Below are 15,486 nucleotides of genomic sequence, written 5' to 3' on the forward strand. Positions count from 1 at the left end.
GACCCGACTAGCGAGAGGTTGTCATGGCTGACTATAAAGCGCCCCTGCGCGACATGCGCTTCGTACTGAATGAAGTCTTCAACGTGGCCGAGCAGTGGACGCAGTTGCCCGGGCTGGCCGAGGTTGTCGATGCCGACACAGCCATCGCCGTGCTGGAAGAAGCCGGCAAGGTAACCGCCAGGACCATTGCGCCGCTCAGCCGCGCCGCCGACGAAGAGGGCTGCCACTGGGACAACGGCGCGGTACGCACCCCAGCCGGGTTCATCGAGGCCTACAACACTTACGCTGAAGGCGGCTGGGTGGGCGTGGGCGGCGATCCGCTGTTCGGCGGTATGGGTATGCCCAAGGCCATCTCGGCCCAGGTGGAGGAAATGGTCAACGCGTCCAGCCTGGCCTTCGGCCTGTACCCGATGCTGACCGCCGGCGCCTGCCTGTCGATCAACGCCCACGCCAGCGAGGCCTTGAAGGAAAAATACCTTCCGAACATGTATGCCGGCGTTTGGGCCGGCTCCATGTGCCTGACCGAGCCGCATGCCGGTACTGACCTGGGCATTATCCGCACCAAGGCCGAGCCCCAGGCTGACGGCAGCTACAAGGTCAGCGGTACCAAGATCTTCATCACGGGTGGCGAACACGACCTGACCGAGAACATCATCCATCTTGTGCTGGCCAAGTTGCCGGATGCACCGGCGGGGCCGAAAGGTATTTCGCTGTTCCTGGTGCCGAAATTCCTGGTCAACGAAGACGGTAGCCTCGGCGCGCGGAACCCGGCCACTTGCGGCTCGATCGAGCACAAAATGGGCATCCAGGCTTCGGCTACCTGTGTGATGAACTTCGACGAAGCTGTCGGCTACATCGTCGGTGAGCCGAACAAAGGCCTGGCGGCCATGTTCACCATGATGAACTACGAGCGCCTGGGCGTCGGCATTCAAGGCCTGGCGTCGGCCGAGCGCTCCTACCAGAATGCCGTGGAGTACGCCCGCGATCGCCTGCAAAGCCGTGCCCCGACCGGCCCACAAGCCAAGGACAAGGCTGCTGACCCGATCATCGTCCACCCGGATGTGCGTCGCATGCTGTTGACCATGAAGGCGCTGATCGAGGGTGGCCGCGCTTTCTCCACCTACGTGGCCATGCAACTGGACAGTGCCAAGTACAGCGAAGACGCCAGCGTGCGCAAACGCAGCGAAGAGCTGGTGGCACTGCTGACGCCGGTGGCGAAGGCATTCCTCACCGACCTGGGCCTGGAGTGCGCAGTGCACGGCCAGCAGGTATTCGGCGGGCATGGTTACATTCGTGAGTGGGGGCAGGAGCAGTTGGTGCGCGATGTGCGCATTACCCAGATTTACGAGGGTACCAATGGCATCCAGGCCCTCGACCTGATGGGGCGTAAGGTGGTGGCCAGCGGCGGGGCATACTACAAGCTGTTCTCTGACGAGATTCGCCAGTTCATTAACCGTGCGGGCAGCGAATTGGACGAATTCACCAAGCCACTGGGCGCTTCGCTCGACCAGCTCGACGGGTTGACCGAGTGGGTATTGCAGCAGGCCAAGGGCAACCCGAATGAAATTGGCGCGGCTTCGGTCGAGTACCTGCATGCCTTTGGCTATGTTGCCTATGGCTACATGTGGGCACTGATGGCGCGGGCGGCCCAGGCGGGCGAGGGGGATGCGCCGTTCTATTCGGGCAAGCTGGGTACGGCGCGGTTCTACTTCGCGCGGTTGCTGCCACGGGTGCATTCGCTGGTGGCTTCGGTGAAGGCGGGAAGTGAGTCGCTGTACCTGCTGGATGCCGAGCAGTTCTGATCGATTGTTGGGGCTGCTGCGCAGCCCAGTCGCGACGCAAGGCCGCTCCCACAGGTATCGCCTAAGTTTGGATAGGTGGAAGCGGTCCCAGCCATCGCATATCTGTGAATGAACCCTCTGTGTAAGCTTTTTCCTACACGACGTGGTGACTTTTCACCACTGTTCTAAGATTGGATCCACGGTTAATCTTTACCACATGGACGTTGCGCAGGAAGCGCAAAGGACAGATCAAGGATGACGACGAAGGACCACCTGCCAGGATGGCGGGGCGATACGGATGTCACAGGGAAACAGTCTGGAAAACCCCGCTTCGGCGGGGTTTTCTTTATGTGCGTGTTTTAAGCCAGCACATCCAGCGGTGATGCACCCAACAGGCGGGCGTCCGTCTCTTCCTCAAGCAATGTGCGCAGCAACTCTACAGAGGCCTGCTGGCGCTGGGCATCGCGAAATACGAGGCCAACCTTCAATGGCACGCGCGGCTCGCTCAACGGCTTCCACAGCAGCCCCTGATCATCTTCGGCGGCCTCCTTGGCGCGCCCCGGCAGAATGGTCGCCAGCGCTGTGTGCGCGAGGCTATCGAGAATCCCTGCCATATTGTTCATCTCTGCCTGCACCTGCGGCCGTCGGCCCTGGCTGGCCAGCTGCGCCTGCCAGATCTGACGGATCTGGAACTCCTCGCCCAGCATCAGCATGGGCAACTCGGCGGCCTGGCGGATGGACACCTTCTTGAAGTCCTTCAGCGGGTGGGTATCGGGTATGACCAACTGCAACTCGTCTTCGTACAACAGCAGGCCATGCAGCCCTGGCTGGCGCGGCGGCAAATAGCTGATGCCGATGTCCAGGTTACCGTTGAGCAGGCGCCGTTCGATCTCCAACCCCGACAACTCGTAAATCTGCACGACCAGGTGAGGTTGAGCCTTGCGCAGCCGTTCAAGCAACTGCGGTATCAGGCTTGGCCGCACGGTCTGCAATACACCGATAGCCAAGGTGCGCAGCGACTGGCCCTTGAAGTTGCGCATGGCCTCGTGGGCACGCTGCAGGCCGTCGAGCAACGGCAGGGCATGGTTGTACAAGGTGTGGGCGGCCAGGGTCGGCAGCAAGCGTTTGTTGCTGCGCTCGAACAGGCTCAGGTCGAGGCTGTGCTCCAACTGGCGAATCTGCTGGGAAAGCGCCGGCTGTGACAGCGACAGGCGTTCGGCGGCACGGCCTACGTGACCTTCTTCGTACACCGCGACGAAATAACGCAGTTGGCGGAAATCCATAAGCAACACTTATCGAAAATGCTGGAAAAACGAAATGGTCGAAAACCCTGCTGAGGCCTAGTCTATCGCCGTATTCCAAAGGGTTACAGCGATGATTCGGTCGATTGTTACCCCGGATGAAAAACACTTTTGATAGGCAAGGCAAAATATCGAGTGTCGGCACCAAGACCGCACCGTGGCTGCCCTTTACCGTGATTGGTTGGAGCCCTTGATGAACCTGTTCAACCTGCGCCGCTCGGCTCCTGCCGCCGTCGCCGAGCCCAAGTGTGCGCCGGTGATCGTGCCGCACGCGACTGAGCTGTCGCCTGAGCGCCTGATGCCCGGCGCCGAACGTGCAGCGCAGGTATTCGTGCGTGGCCAGGGCTCGTGGTTGTGGGACAACGAAGGGCATGCCTACCTGGACTTCACTCAGGGCGGTGCGGTCAACAGCTTGGGCCACAGCCCCAGCGTGCTGGTCAAAGCGTTGGGCAACCAGGCTCAGGCGTTGATCAACCCAGGCTCGGGTTTCCACAACCGTGGCCTGCTGGGGCTGGTCAACCGGCTGTGTCAGAGTACCGGCAGTGACCAGGCCTACCTGCTCAACAGCGGTGCCGAGGCCTGTGAAGGGGCTATCAAGCTGGCGCGTAAGTGGGGCCAACTGCACCGCAATGGCGCCTATCACATCATTACCGCCAGCCAAGCCTGCCATGGCCGTAGCCTCGGTGCGCTGTCCGCGTCCGACCCGTTGCCGTGCAATCGCTGCGAACCTGGCCTGCCGGGTTTCAGCAAGGTGCCGTTCAATGACCTGGCGGCGCTGCACGCCGAGGTGGATTCACGCACCGTGGCAATCATGCTCGAGCCGATTCAGGGTGAGGCGGGCGTTATTCCCGCTACTCAGGAATACCTCAAGGGCGTGGAAACGCTCTGCCGCGAACTGGGCATCCTGCTGATCCTCGATGAAGTGCAGACCGGTATTGGTCGCTGTGGTGCGCTGCTGGCCGAGGAGCTCTATGGCGTGCGCGCCGACATCATCACCTTGGGCAAGGGCCTGGGGGGCGGCGTGCCGCTGGCCGCCTTGTTGGCGAGGGGCAAGGCATGCTGCGCCGAGCCTGGCGAGCTGGAAGGCAGCCATCACGGCAACGCGCTGATGTGCGCCGCCGGCCTGGCGGTGCTGGACAGCGTGCTGGAACCTGGCTTTCTGGCCCAGGTCCAGGACAACGGTCGCCACCTGCGTGAAGGCCTGAGCCGCCTGACCGGGCGCTATGGTCAGGGTGAAGTGCGCGGTCACGGGCTGCTATGGGCCCTGCAACTGAAAGAAAACCTGGCCCGCGAACTGGTGGCTGCGGCCCTGCACGAAGGCCTGCTGCTCAACGCGCCGCAAGTGGATGTAGTGCGCTTTTCACCGGCGCTGACTGTGAGCAAAGGAAACATCGACGAAATGCTGCTGCGCCTGGCGCGCGCTTTCGCCCGCCTGCATGCCCAACAGCAGGCCCGTCGCGAAGTGCCGGCGTAGCGGCCTGCCCAAGAATTCAACGAACCGTCTGGCGTTCCTGCGCATCGCCCCTGGCCTGTTTCATTCGGCCCGGGGCGTTTTTTTTTGCCTGTGGAACCTCTACGGCTGGGAGCTAGTCTTTGATGTAACCCTTCAGGAGATACTCGCATGGACTTTATTCGCATCATCATCGCCATTCTTCTGCCACCTCTGGGCGTGTTTCTGCAGGTGGGGTTTGGCGGGGCGTTCTGGCTGAATATTCTGCTGACCTTGCTGGGGTACATTCCGGGGATCGTGCATGCGGTGTATATCATCGCCAAGCGTTGATACAGGCAGAGATTGGTCCCTGCAGGAGCAACGCAAGGTCGCTCCTGCAGGGGCGTCTGGAACTATTGCGCCAATACCCGGCAATAGAATTTCCACTCTTCTTCCAAGGCATGCGCCAGGTTCTCCGCCTTGCGGAACCCGTGCCGCTCCTGCGCATAAAAATACCCTTCAGCGTCGATCCCGTTGGCCTGTAGCGCCGCCAACATGGCGCGTGTCTGCTCCGGCACCACTACCGCATCCAGCTCACCCTGGAAGAAAATCACCGGCACCTTGATGCGCTGCGCATGCAGCAGCGGCGTGCGCTGGCGATAGCGTTCAGTGTCGCGCTGCGGGTCGCCGATCAGCCAGTCCAGGTAATCGCCCTCGAACTTGTGGGTGGCCCGGCCCAGGGCTATCGGGTCGCTGACCCCGTACAGGCTGGCGCCGGCGCGGAACACGTCATGGAACGCCAAGGCGCACAAGGTGGTGTAGCCACCGGCGCTACCGCCGCGGATGAACGCCTTTTGCTTGTCGACCAGGCCTTGAGCAGCCAGGTATTCGACCACCGCGCAGGCATCGGCCACATCACTTTCGCCCCAGCGCTGGTTCAGTGCCTGGCGGTATTCCCGACCATAGCCGGTGCTGCCCCGGTAGTTGAGGTCGGCCACGGCAAAGCCACGCTGGGTCCAGTACTGGATGCGCGGGTCGAGCACGGGATAGCAGGCTGAGGTTGGCCCGCCGTGGATGAACACCACCAGCGGTGCCGCGCTTTTTGACTGCGCTGGCGGGTAGAAGAAACCATGGGCCTGCTCGCCGTCACTGCCGTAATGGATTGACTGCGGCAGGCTGATTTGCCCTGCTGGCAGTATTTCGGCACCACCGGCCAGCACGCGTACTTCATGGTTGCTGCGGTCAATGGCAATGACCGCCGGTGGGCTGATGGGCGACGCGGCAATGGCATACAGGTGTTCGCTGTCCATGGCCAGGCTGCGAAAGCGTGTGTAGGCACTGGCGAAACGCTCCATACGGCCATCTTCACCACGCAGCCCCAATTGCCCGAAGCCGTCTTCGAACCAGCTGGCCAGGTAGCTTTGCGGGCCAAGTGCCCACCAGGTACAGGTGCCCAATTGCCAAGGCGCAGCAGCATGGTCCGCCGGTGCAGCAGGCAACGCCTGCCATTGGCCATCGACCTCACCCCAGGGTTGCCAGAAGCCATTGCGGTCGGACAGGCAGTAGAGCCGACCTTCGGCATCGAAGCGTGGTTGTTGCAGCGATTCCTCGGCAGCGGCTACACATTGCGCCGGTCCCCAGTGGCCGCTGGCATCGCGCACGCTGCACATCAACCGGGTGACGGTCCAGGGCTGCGCCGGGCGGTCCCATTCGATCCACGCCAGGCGCTGGCCATCGGCACTGACGGTAGGCGAGGCGTAGAAGTCGGCGCCCTCGGCGAGCACCTCGCGGCTGCTGTCACCCAAAGCGACCAGGCGGTGCTCTACGTGCTCGGCATGGCGCTCTTCGACGGCCAGCACGTGGCCGTCGTGCCACTGCACATCGCCATAGCGGCAGCTGGCATCCTGGGTCAGTGCACGTGGTAACAGATCGTCCAGCGGCTGGGTGTAGACCTGCTGGTCCTTTTCGTTGACGAACACCAGCCCATCGCCACCCAGGCAGAAGCTGCCGCCGCCGTACTCATAAACCCGGCTGCGTACGCTGAAACCGTCCGGGGTCAGGCAGCGGGCCTGGTAGTGCAGCCAGTGCCAGATACGGCACGCTCCATCGGCCGGGCGGAATTCGTTCCAGAACAGCCCGTCGGCACTGACCTTGAGTTCGGCGAAGTCGGTGCCGGCGGCAACCGCCTGGGCCGCGCTGAATTCAGCCGCGGGCGATGACACGGGAGTTTCGATCATTGCGGAAGGTCATCTGTTCGATCGCGAGCTGGGCGGTTTCTGCCTCCTCGCGGGCCTTGAGGATGATGCCGTGCTCGGTCGACTTGGCGCACACCGGGTCGGCGTTGCTGGCATCGCCGGTCAGCATGAAGGCCTGGCAGCGACAGCCGCCGAAGTCTTTTTCTTTCTCGTCGCAGGAGCGGCAAGGTTCGCGCATCCACTCATAGCCACGGAAGCGGTTGAAACCGAACGACTCATACCAGATATGGTGCAAGTCGTGGTCGCGTACATTCGGAAACTGCACGGGCAGCTGGCGGGCGCCGTGGCAGGGCAAGGCGGTACCGTCCGGGGTGATGGTGAGGAACAGGTTGCCCCAGCCGTTCATGCAGGCCTTGGGGCGCTCTTCGTAGTAGTCAGGGGTAACGAAAATCAGCTTGCACGGGTTGCCCTCGGCCTTGAGCTTGTCCCGGTATTCGTTGGTGATACGTTCGGCCCGCTCGAGTTGCGCGCGGGTTGGCAGCAGCCCAAGGCGGTTGAGGTGCGCCCAGCCATAGAACTGGCACGTGGCGAGCTCGACAAAGTCGGCCTCCAAGGCAATGCACAGCTCGATGATGCGGTCGATCTTGTCGATGTTGTGCCGATGGGTGACGAAGTTGAGCACCATCGGGTAGCCATGGGCTTTTACCGCGCGGGCCATTTCCAGCTTCTGTGCAAAAGCCTTTTTCGAGCCGGCCAGCAGGTTGTTCACCTGCTCGTCGCTGGCCTGGAAGCTGATCTGGATATGGTCCAGGCCGGCCTTCTTGAAGTCGGCGATGCGCGCCTCGGTCAGGCCAATGCCCGAGGTGATCAGGTTGGTGTAGTACCCCAGCCTGCGGGCTTCGCCGATCAGCTCGGCAAGGTCCTGGCGCACCAACGGTTCACCGCCGGAAAAGCCGATTTGCGCGGCGCCCATTTCCCGCGCTTCAGCCATGACCTTGAACCACTGTTCGGTGCTCAGCTCCTGGCCCTGGGCGGCGAAGTCCAGTGGATTGGAGCAGTAAGGGCACTGCAGCGGGCAGCGGTAGGTCAGTTCGGCCAGCAGCCACAGCGGCAGGCCGACCTCGGGCGTGGGCGGCAACTCAGGCGAGGACGATCCAGTGTTCGGCACGGGCCACCTCCATGAACTGCTCGATGTCGTCCGCCACTTCCGGGACACCGGGGAATTGCTGTTCGAGTTCGCTGATGATCGCTGCCACGTCACGCTGGCCGTCGATCAGGCCACCGATCAGGCTCGCGCTGTCGTTGAGCTTGATCATGCCTTCGGGGTACAGCAACACATGGCCCTTTTGCGCCGGCTCGTACTGGAAGCGGTAGCCGGGGCGCCAGTTGGGTACCTGGTTACGGTCGAAACTCATAGGGTGATTCCCTTGTGCCACACCCGTTCCTGGGTGACGGAGTGATAGGGCGGGCGGTTCAGTTCGTAGGCCATGCTCATGGCATCGAGCATACTCCAGAGGATATCCAGCTTGAACTGCAGTATCTCCAGCATACGCTCCTGGCCCGCACGGGTGGTGTAGTGCTGCAGGGTAATCGCCAGGCCGTGCTCCACATCGCGTCGAGCCTGGCCCAGGCGGGTACGGAAATACTCATAGCCGGCGGGGTCGATCCACGGGTAGTGCTGCGGCCAGCTGTCCAGGCGTGACTGGTGGATTTGCGGGGCGAACAGCTCGGTCAGCGAGCTGCTGGCGGCTTCCTGCCAGCTGGCGCGGCGGGCGAAGTTGACGTAGGCGTCCACGGCAAAGCGCACGCCAGGCAATACCAGTTCTTGCGAGCGCAATTGGTCCGGGTCCAGCCCGACAGCCTGGCCCAGGCGCAGCCAGGCTTCGATGCCGCCATCCTCGCCGGGCGCACCATCGTGGTCGAGCAGGCGCTGGATCCACTCGCGGCGCACTTCGCGGTCCGGGCAGTTGGCCAGGATCGCGGCATCTTTCATCGGGATGTTGACCTGGTAATAGAAGCGGTTGGCCACCCAGCCCTGGATCTGCTCGCGGGTGGCGCGGCCTTGATACATCGCCACGTGGTACGGGTGGTGGATGTGATAGTAGGCGCCCTTGGCGCGCAGGGCCTGCTCGAATTCGGCAGGGGACATTGGCAGTGCGTCGCTCATTCGGCTGGCTCCTGTAGAACGATTATCTGGCCTGGCACATCTCCCTCCCTCGTGGGAGCGGGCGTGCCCGCGAACACCGGCGAAACCGGTGCCATAGACCGTGTTGGCTTTTTCGCGGGCATGCCCGCTCCCACAGGGTCTGGTGTCGCCTCACAGACTGTTTTACAACTCGATGCTCATGCCATCGAAGGCAACTTCGACGCCCCGGCGCAGGACTTCGGCGCGCTCGGGTGAGTCTTCGTCGAGAATCGGGTTGGTGTTGTTGATGTGGATAAGTACCTTGCGCTGGCGCGGGAAGCCGTCGAGCACTTCCAGCATGCCGCCAGGGCCGTTCTGGGCCAGGTGACCCATCTCGCGGCCGGTGCGGGTGCCCACGCCACGGCGCTGCATTTCGTCGTCTTCCCACAGGGTGCCGTCGACCAGCAGGCAGTCGGCACCGTGCATCATCGCCAGCAGCTTTTCGTCTACCTGGCCCAGACCCGGGGCGTAGAACAGCTTGCCGCCGGTGCGGGTGTCTTCGACCATCAAACCCAGGTTATCGCCCGGGTGCGGGTCGAAGCGGTGTGGCGAATAAGGCGGCGCGGCGCTGCGCAGGGGGAAGGGGGTGAACTTGAGGTTGGGGCAGGCGTCGATCACGAAGCTGCCTTCCAGCTCGATACGGTTCCACTGCAGACCACCGTTCCAGTGGCTGAGCATGTTGAACAGCGGGAAACCGGTGGTCAGGTCTTGGTGGACCATGTCCGTGCACCACACCTGATGCGGGCAGCCTTCGCGCAGGCTGAGCAGGCCGGTGGTGTGGTCGATCTGGCTGTCTAGCAGGACGATGGCGTTGATACCGGTGTCGCGCAGTGCCCGGGCTGGCTGCATCGGCGCAAAGGCCTGCAGTTGGGCGCGGATATCGGGCGAGGCATTGCACAATATCCAGTGCACACCGTCGTCGGAAAGGGCGATGGATGACTGGGTGCGCGCCGTTGCTTTCAGGGTGCCATCACGGTAGCCCTTGCAGTTGACGCAGTTGCAGTTCCACTGCGGGAACCCGCCACCGGCGGCGGAACCGAGAACCTGGATGTACATGGCCACTCTCTATGCAGAAACCGGATCGGAAAAACGAAAACGCCCCGGCAGGCCGAGGCGTGAAACCCTAAGCCTGGCTTAGCGGTTAGCGAAGTACATGGTGACTTCGAAGCCGATACGCAGGTCAGTGTATGCAGGTTTGGTCCACATGGAATTACTCCTTCCGAATGAGGGTTGGGTTGTTCAGCTACTACTTGGGTACCGCCATGCGTTGGCAGTTCCGTGAAAACGGGATTGCGCTATCTTACAAGAAAAATTTGAACCGGAAGGTTAATTATTCGAGAAGCGCCGTTGCAGTTCGCGTAATAATCATCGATTTTCGCCCTGCCAGGAAGTGTCTGGCGCGGCAGCGTTGGCCAAACATAGCCAAGCGGAACCTGGGTCGAGCAGGTCGCTCAGCAGGTGGTCCAGATCCGTCTGCCGCGTAGTCAGGATAGACCTGCGCAGCACATCCAGCCGATCGGCTTGTGTGGCCAAGTGTGTCTGCCACGCCCATTCGGCGACATCGGCATCGGCCATGGCGGGCTCGTCGAATTGCCCAGCCAATGCCTGGCGAGCGGCCGGGTCAAGGGTGACGCCATGGCGCAGCAGGCTGAGCAGGTGGTCGAGCACCTGTGCCTGTGCGGTGTGGGGGGATTGCACGCCGAACAGCAGCCCACCGACACCCTCGATCTGACGAAAGGCGCTGAACACCGCGTAGCCGAGTTGCAAGTCTACCCGCAGGCGCTGGTAAACCGGCCCTTGCAGCAATTGGGCTAACAGGCGGCCTGCGGCTTCTTTGGCCGCAGGCAACGGGCAGAACAGCAGCAGGGCATGTTCGCTGCCTGGCACGTGGGCATGCTGCCAGCGGTGGTTGGCCCATGATGGCAGGGGGCTCGGCCGCGAGCCTTGCCCAGGGCACTGCAACAGCGCGGTACCCAAAGCGTTTAGCGCGGTATCCTCGAAGCCTGCAGCCATGCCATGCCACTCGGTGTGCAGCCACAGGCTGTCAAGTTGCTGCTGGGTCAGTGTGCAGGCAGGCACCACTGCGGGCACGCTGCCCCTTACTGCGTCTGGCAGTTGCTTGAGCAGGGCCCTGATGGGGATCAGGGCCGGGGGCTGCGCCGTGCAGGGCAGCCAGCAACTGGCAGGTGGCTTGAGCATCAATGCCAAGGCTTGTTCCACTGCCCGCAGCACTGCTGCTGGCAGGCCGGCGCAGCGCAACTGCCAGTATTCCCCGGCACTGCTGTACTGCAACTGCACAGAGGCGCGGTCACAACGTTCCTGCAGTGGCGCCAGGGCCTGTTCCAGCACACGCTCTAACGGCTGGCGCAAAGGTGAAGGTACATGCCAGCGCAGGTACAGCGCTGCGAATTGGCGCGCTGGCGGGAGCTGGTCACTGATCTTCATCGCTGCCGGCAGCGGCTGCGTCTTGGCATGGGGCAGGTCAGCCTTCAGCAATGGGTCGACTGGCAAAAGCTGCCAATCGCCATGGTCGCCACCTGGCAGACTTTCGAGCAGGGCGCCAAGCGCCTGCAACCCTTGTGTATCCAGCTTGGCGAACGGCTGGCCAGTGCTGTCCCGGCGGGCCAGCTCGAGCGCGCTGGCACTGTGCGCACGGCTGCGCTGCAGCAAGCCGAATTGGTGGTTCAACTGTTCGCGGTCGGCCTGACGGATGAACTTGAACCAACCTTGCAGCAGGGCGCTGGCTTCGTCCGGGCAAGCGTCGGCACTGAGTTTCAGGTCAAGGTGCCACAGCAGCTGACCGGCGAACGCATACAACCTTTCGGCCGTGAAACGTTGTAGCCAGCCACGCTCGCGCAGCGCGCCCAGCCAGGTACCTGGGCGGCTGTCTTCCAGGTAAGCGAACAGCAGTTCCAGGGCGTGCTCGGCTCCGCTGGGGAGGCCTTGGTGAGTGAAGGTCAGAGAGCTAGCGATTGCTGGCAGTGGCGGCGGCAGCATTTGCGGCACGCGCTCACCTGCAGCGAACAGTTCGGCATGCTGCCGGGCAAGGCGTTCAAGTTCATCCAGCGGCTGCGGCCCGCAAAGGCTCAAGCAGATCTGGCCGCCTTGGTAAAAGCGTTGATGAAAGCCCGCAAGCGCTTGCTGGAAAGCCGCGTCGTGCAAGGCCAGGGTGTATCGATTGCCAGCATGAAAAGCGCCCAGTGGATGCTTGGCTGACACTGACTGCAGCAAGGCGAACTGCTGTTGGGCCGATGGATTGCGCGACCAGGCGATGAATTCGGCATGGATCACTTCGCGTTCACGGCGTTGGCGTTCGATGCCCAGATTCGGTTCTGCCAGCATTTGGCACAGGCGCTCGAGACCGCCACCGAGCGCGTTGGGTGGCACCTCGAAGAAAAAGTCGGTGGCGCGTTCGCGGGTGCTGGCGTTGACCTGGCCACCCAGGGCTTGCACGTAGCGCATCAGGCCGTCTTCCAGCGGGAAGCGCAGGGTACCGAGGAAGAACAGGTGTTCGAGGAAGTGCGCCAGGCCGGGCCATTTGGCAGGCGCGTCGTGGCTGCCCGCGTGCACCCGCAGTGCGGCGGCCGAGCGCTTGAGGCGAGGGGCGTGGCGCAGGGTCAGTTGCAAGCCATTGGCGAGGGTAAGTTGGCGGATGGCGTCAGGCATGGGGGCTCCGGTGGCTGCTTTCCATGCTAACCGATTTGTTCGCAGGCCCGGCCTTTTCGCGGGTATGGCGCTGGTATGAAAGGCAGCGCAGATCCCGTGCGAGCGGGCGTGCCCGCGAATGGGCCGCATAGCGGCCCCTGTCAGCCCTTACGCAGGTGCAGCTCCTGGCGCAAATCGGTCAGGTAGGGAAACGCCCTGCGCCCTTGTACCACCCGCTCATGCTCGAGCTCTGCCAACAACTGGCACTCATCCCGCCCGGCCATGGCCAGCAAGCTGCCATCCGGGCCGATGATGCTGCTCTGCCCGCAATACTGGATCTCGTCTTCCGCGCCGCAGTAGTTGGCATATACCAGGTAGCACTGGTTTTCCTGCGCCCGTGCCCTCACGGTCACCTGGCAGGTAAAGTCGTACGGCGTCATGTTCGCCGTCGGCACCAGGATCAGCTCGGCGCCGTCCAGCGCCAGGCGTCGGGCGTTCTCCGGGAACTCGATGTCGTAGCAGATCAGCAGGCCAACCTTCCAGCCTTCCAGTTCCACCACCGGGAAGTGGTCCGCACCAGGGCTGAACATCGAGCGGTCCAGTTCACCGAACAGGTGGGTCTTGCGGTAATTGCTCAGGCTGCGGCCATGCGCATCGATCAGCTGCACGCTATTGTAGATCGCCCCATCATCGCCGCGCTCCGGGTAGCCATAGACAATGGCGATACGGTGCGCCTGGGCGATCTCCACCACAGTCATGGCTGCCGGGCCATCGGCGGCCTCGGCCAGGCGCTCGACCTGGGCCAGGCCGATGTTGTAGCCGGTCAGGAACATCTCCGGGCACACCAGCAACTGTGCGCCGCGTTCGGCTGCCAGCTGCGCCTGGTGGAGCAGCCGTTGCAGGTTGCCGGGCACATCCAGTGGCTTGGGTGCGCCCTGGTACAGAGCGATGCGCATGGTGCCTCCTTGTCTCAATCCGCCAGGGCGATCGGCCCGATTTCGTTGAACACATCGCCCGGGCCGGGGTTGTCGGGGTGGGTGTGGCCACCAAAGTGGTTCATGATACCCCACACTGCATTCAGCGACGTCTGCACCGCGCCTTCAACCCAGGCGGGGGTCCATGACACGTCGTCACCGGCAATGAAGATACCGCGCTGCTCCGCCGGCATGTCCTGCTGCATGAAGTGCGCGTACATGCGCTGGTTGTAGCGGTAATGGCCCGGAAGCGCGCCTTTGAAGGCGCCGAGGAAGTACGGGTCGGCCTCCCAGGAAACCGTGATCGGGTCGCCGATGATGTGCCCGGCGATATCGGTCTTCGGGTAGATCTTCTTCAGCGCATCCAGGGCCAGTTGTACGCGCTTTTCCACCGGGTGCGGCAGCATCTTCAGCGCGTCGCTCATCCACGAGTACGACAGGCAGATCACCCCGGGCTTGTCGTTGCCGTTGTCGAACAGGTAAGTGCCGCGGGTGAGGCGGTCGGTGAGGGTCATGCTCAGCAGGTCACGGCCGGTTTCCGGGTCCTTGTCCTTCCAGAATGGGCGGTCGACCATGACGAAGGTTTTCGACGACTGCATGTAGCGGGTACGGTCCAGGGCCATCCACATCTTTTGCGAGAACAGCGATTCCTCGCAGTCGATCTGGGTGGTCAGCAACCAAGTCTGGCAGGTGGCGAGTACTGCGCTGTAGTGGCGGGTATCGCCCCAGTTGTCGGTGACCGCCAGGCGGCCATCGGCGGCGCGGGCAATGCGCTTGACCCCGGTACGTGGTGCGCCGCCATGCAGCGTGCTGAGGCTGGTGCCCTCCGGCCAATGCACGCAGCGTTCCGGTACGTGGCGCCAGATGCCTTGTGGCACTTGTTCCACGCCGCCGACCACCAGGTGCTGGTGGTCGTCGCAGTTGGTCATCACCACGCGGAAGATTTCCAGCATCGAGTTGGGGAAGTCCGAGTCCCAACCGCCGGTGCCGAAACCGACCTGGCCGAACACTTCCCGGTGCTGGAAGCTCAGCTTGGCAAAAGAGCGCGAGGTGGCGACGAAGTCGTAGAAGGTGCGGTCGTCCCACAGCGGCACCAGCTTGTTCCAAAGTTCCTTCAGGCGCGGTACATCACGGTCGCGGATGGCCTGCTGGATATCGGCGAACTGCGCACCGCTCTCCAGCGCATCGGCCCAGGCGTCGGCTACCTCATGAAACAGTTGCGGCAGGTCGGTGGGCTTCTCGGCGTAGTAGGTCTGGCCTTCCAGGTCGATCACCGTGCTGCCCGAAGCCGGGGTTAGCGGGTTGGGGAAGGGCTTGGTTTCCAGGCCCAGCTTGTCGACGTAGTGGTAGAAGGCGGTGGACGACACCGGGAAGCGCATGCCACCCAGCTCGGCAACGATCCCGTCAGTGCCATTGAAGGCTTGCGAGCGCAGCCGGCCGCCCAGCTTGGAAGCCTCGTACACCACCGGCTTGAGGCCCAGCTTCATCAGCTCGTAGGCCGCTACCAGGCCGGCGATACCGGCACCGACAATGGCCACCTCTTCCCCATGGCGCTCAGCCGGAATGCTGCCCAGGCCTGCCGGGTGTTCCAGCCAGTCGTCGAAAGCAAAAGGGAAGTCCGGGCCGAAAATGGTGATTGGCTTCTTGCCGTCGGCGGGGTGGCGGTTCTTCTTGTTCATGAAATGACCTTGCCAGAGAGGCTGCGCGAGGAGCGGAGCCTGAGTATAGGAGATGCCCGGCTGTCATTTTAGGGAGTGGGGTGTTCGTTATTAAGGTGCAGAGTGTTGTCTGAATGTAGTTAGTTTCGTCGTAATGATCAGGTTCATGTTCATTAAGACGAGGCAGGCGGTCGAGGTAATTCAAAAAACGCCCTGGCCCTTTGTAGGAGCGGGTTCACCCGCGAATGCGTCGGTAGATTCTCTGCCCTATTCGCGGGTAAACCCGCTCCTACAACCGGCTCCTGCCGTGAAATCTAG

General features: G+C 62.8%; 13 protein-coding genes. 3 read left to right on the plus strand and 10 right to left on the minus strand.

The features are described 5' to 3' along the window. Positions 1-23 precede the first annotated feature (23 nt). Positions 24-1,802, plus strand: a complete 1,779-nt coding sequence (locus QYE47_RS08090; RefSeq protein ID WP_110159622.1) for an acyl-CoA dehydrogenase C-terminal domain-containing protein — start codon at positions 24-26, stop codon at positions 1,800-1,802. A 338-nt stretch (positions 1,803-2,140) separates the two neighbouring features. Here QYE47_RS08090 and QYE47_RS08095 read toward each other — a convergent pair whose 3' ends face one another. Continuing rightward, positions 2,141-3,064 carry a LysR family transcriptional regulator gene (locus QYE47_RS08095; protein ID WP_003255599.1) on the minus strand — a complete coding sequence of 308 codons (924 nt, stop codon included), beginning with the start codon at positions 3,062-3,064 and terminating at the stop codon, positions 2,141-2,143. A gap of 211 nt (positions 3,065-3,275) precedes the next feature. Between QYE47_RS08095 and QYE47_RS08100 the strand changes: the two genes are divergently transcribed. Both QYE47_RS08100 and QYE47_RS08105 read left to right on the plus strand, forming a co-directional pair. Then, positions 3,276-4,556: an aspartate aminotransferase family protein gene (locus tag QYE47_RS08100; RefSeq protein ID WP_070383371.1), complete on the plus strand. Its 1,281-nt coding sequence runs from the start codon at positions 3,276-3,278 to the stop codon at positions 4,554-4,556. A 147-nt stretch (positions 4,557-4,703) separates the two neighbouring features. Further along, positions 4,704-4,862, plus strand: coding sequence for a YqaE/Pmp3 family membrane protein (locus tag QYE47_RS08105; protein ID WP_003177654.1), 159 nt, complete (start codon positions 4,704-4,706; stop codon positions 4,860-4,862). Positions 4,863-4,924: 62 nt separating this feature from the next. On the opposite strand, the gene QYE47_RS08110 is transcribed toward QYE47_RS08105, so the two are convergent. The 9 genes from QYE47_RS08110 to QYE47_RS08150 form a co-directional block, all read right to left on the minus strand. Beyond that, a complete protein-coding gene (locus tag QYE47_RS08110) occupies positions 4,925-6,748 on the minus strand; it encodes a S9 family peptidase (protein ID WP_070383372.1) in 1,824 nt (607 codons plus the stop codon). Further along, entirely contained in the window at positions 6,714-7,874 is a 1,161-nt protein-coding gene (gene pqqE, locus QYE47_RS08115) for a pyrroloquinoline quinone biosynthesis protein PqqE (protein WP_019439092.1), read from the minus strand. Before pqqE ends, QYE47_RS08110 begins: the two co-directional genes overlap by 35 nt. After that, the gene (pqqD, locus tag QYE47_RS08120; protein ID WP_010951728.1) at positions 7,846-8,121 is read right to left on the minus strand and encodes a pyrroloquinoline quinone biosynthesis peptide chaperone PqqD; all 276 of its coding nucleotides are present in this window, start codon (positions 8,119-8,121) and stop codon (positions 7,846-7,848) included. The genes pqqE and pqqD overlap by 29 nt, the downstream gene beginning before the upstream one ends. Further along, a complete protein-coding gene (pqqC, locus tag QYE47_RS08125; RefSeq protein ID WP_003255592.1) occupies positions 8,118-8,873 on the minus strand; it encodes a pyrroloquinoline-quinone synthase PqqC in 756 nt (251 codons plus the stop codon). Before pqqC ends, pqqD begins: the two co-directional genes overlap by 4 nt. 162 nt (positions 8,874-9,035) lie before the next feature. Next, complete coding sequence (pqqB, locus tag QYE47_RS08130) at positions 9,036-9,947, minus strand: pyrroloquinoline quinone biosynthesis protein PqqB (RefSeq protein WP_014589432.1); 912 nt, start codon at positions 9,945-9,947, stop codon at positions 9,036-9,038. 78 nt (positions 9,948-10,025) lie between these two features. Beyond that, positions 10,026-10,097 carry a pyrroloquinoline quinone precursor peptide PqqA gene (pqqA, locus tag QYE47_RS08135; RefSeq protein WP_003243383.1) on the minus strand — a complete coding sequence of 24 codons (72 nt, stop codon included), beginning with the start codon at positions 10,095-10,097 and terminating at the stop codon, positions 10,026-10,028. 159 nt (positions 10,098-10,256) lie between these two features. Further along, a complete protein-coding gene (gene pqqF / locus QYE47_RS08140; protein WP_070383373.1) occupies positions 10,257-12,557 on the minus strand; it encodes a pyrroloquinoline quinone biosynthesis protein PqqF in 2,301 nt (766 codons plus the stop codon). Between the two features lie 140 nt (positions 12,558-12,697). After that, positions 12,698-13,492, minus strand: coding sequence for a carbon-nitrogen hydrolase family protein (locus tag QYE47_RS08145; RefSeq protein WP_014589434.1), 795 nt, complete (start codon positions 13,490-13,492; stop codon positions 12,698-12,700). A gap of 14 nt (positions 13,493-13,506) precedes the next feature. Then, on the minus strand, positions 13,507-15,189 hold the full coding sequence (locus QYE47_RS08150; protein WP_003255585.1) for an NAD(P)/FAD-dependent oxidoreductase: 1,683 nt from the start codon (positions 15,187-15,189) through the stop codon (positions 13,507-13,509). Positions 15,190-15,486 lie beyond the last annotated feature (297 nt).

The organism is Pseudomonas sp. 2,4-D (genome assembly GCF_030418155.1).
Classification (GTDB): Bacteria; Pseudomonadota; Gammaproteobacteria; order Pseudomonadales; family Pseudomonadaceae; genus Aquipseudomonas; species Aquipseudomonas alloputida.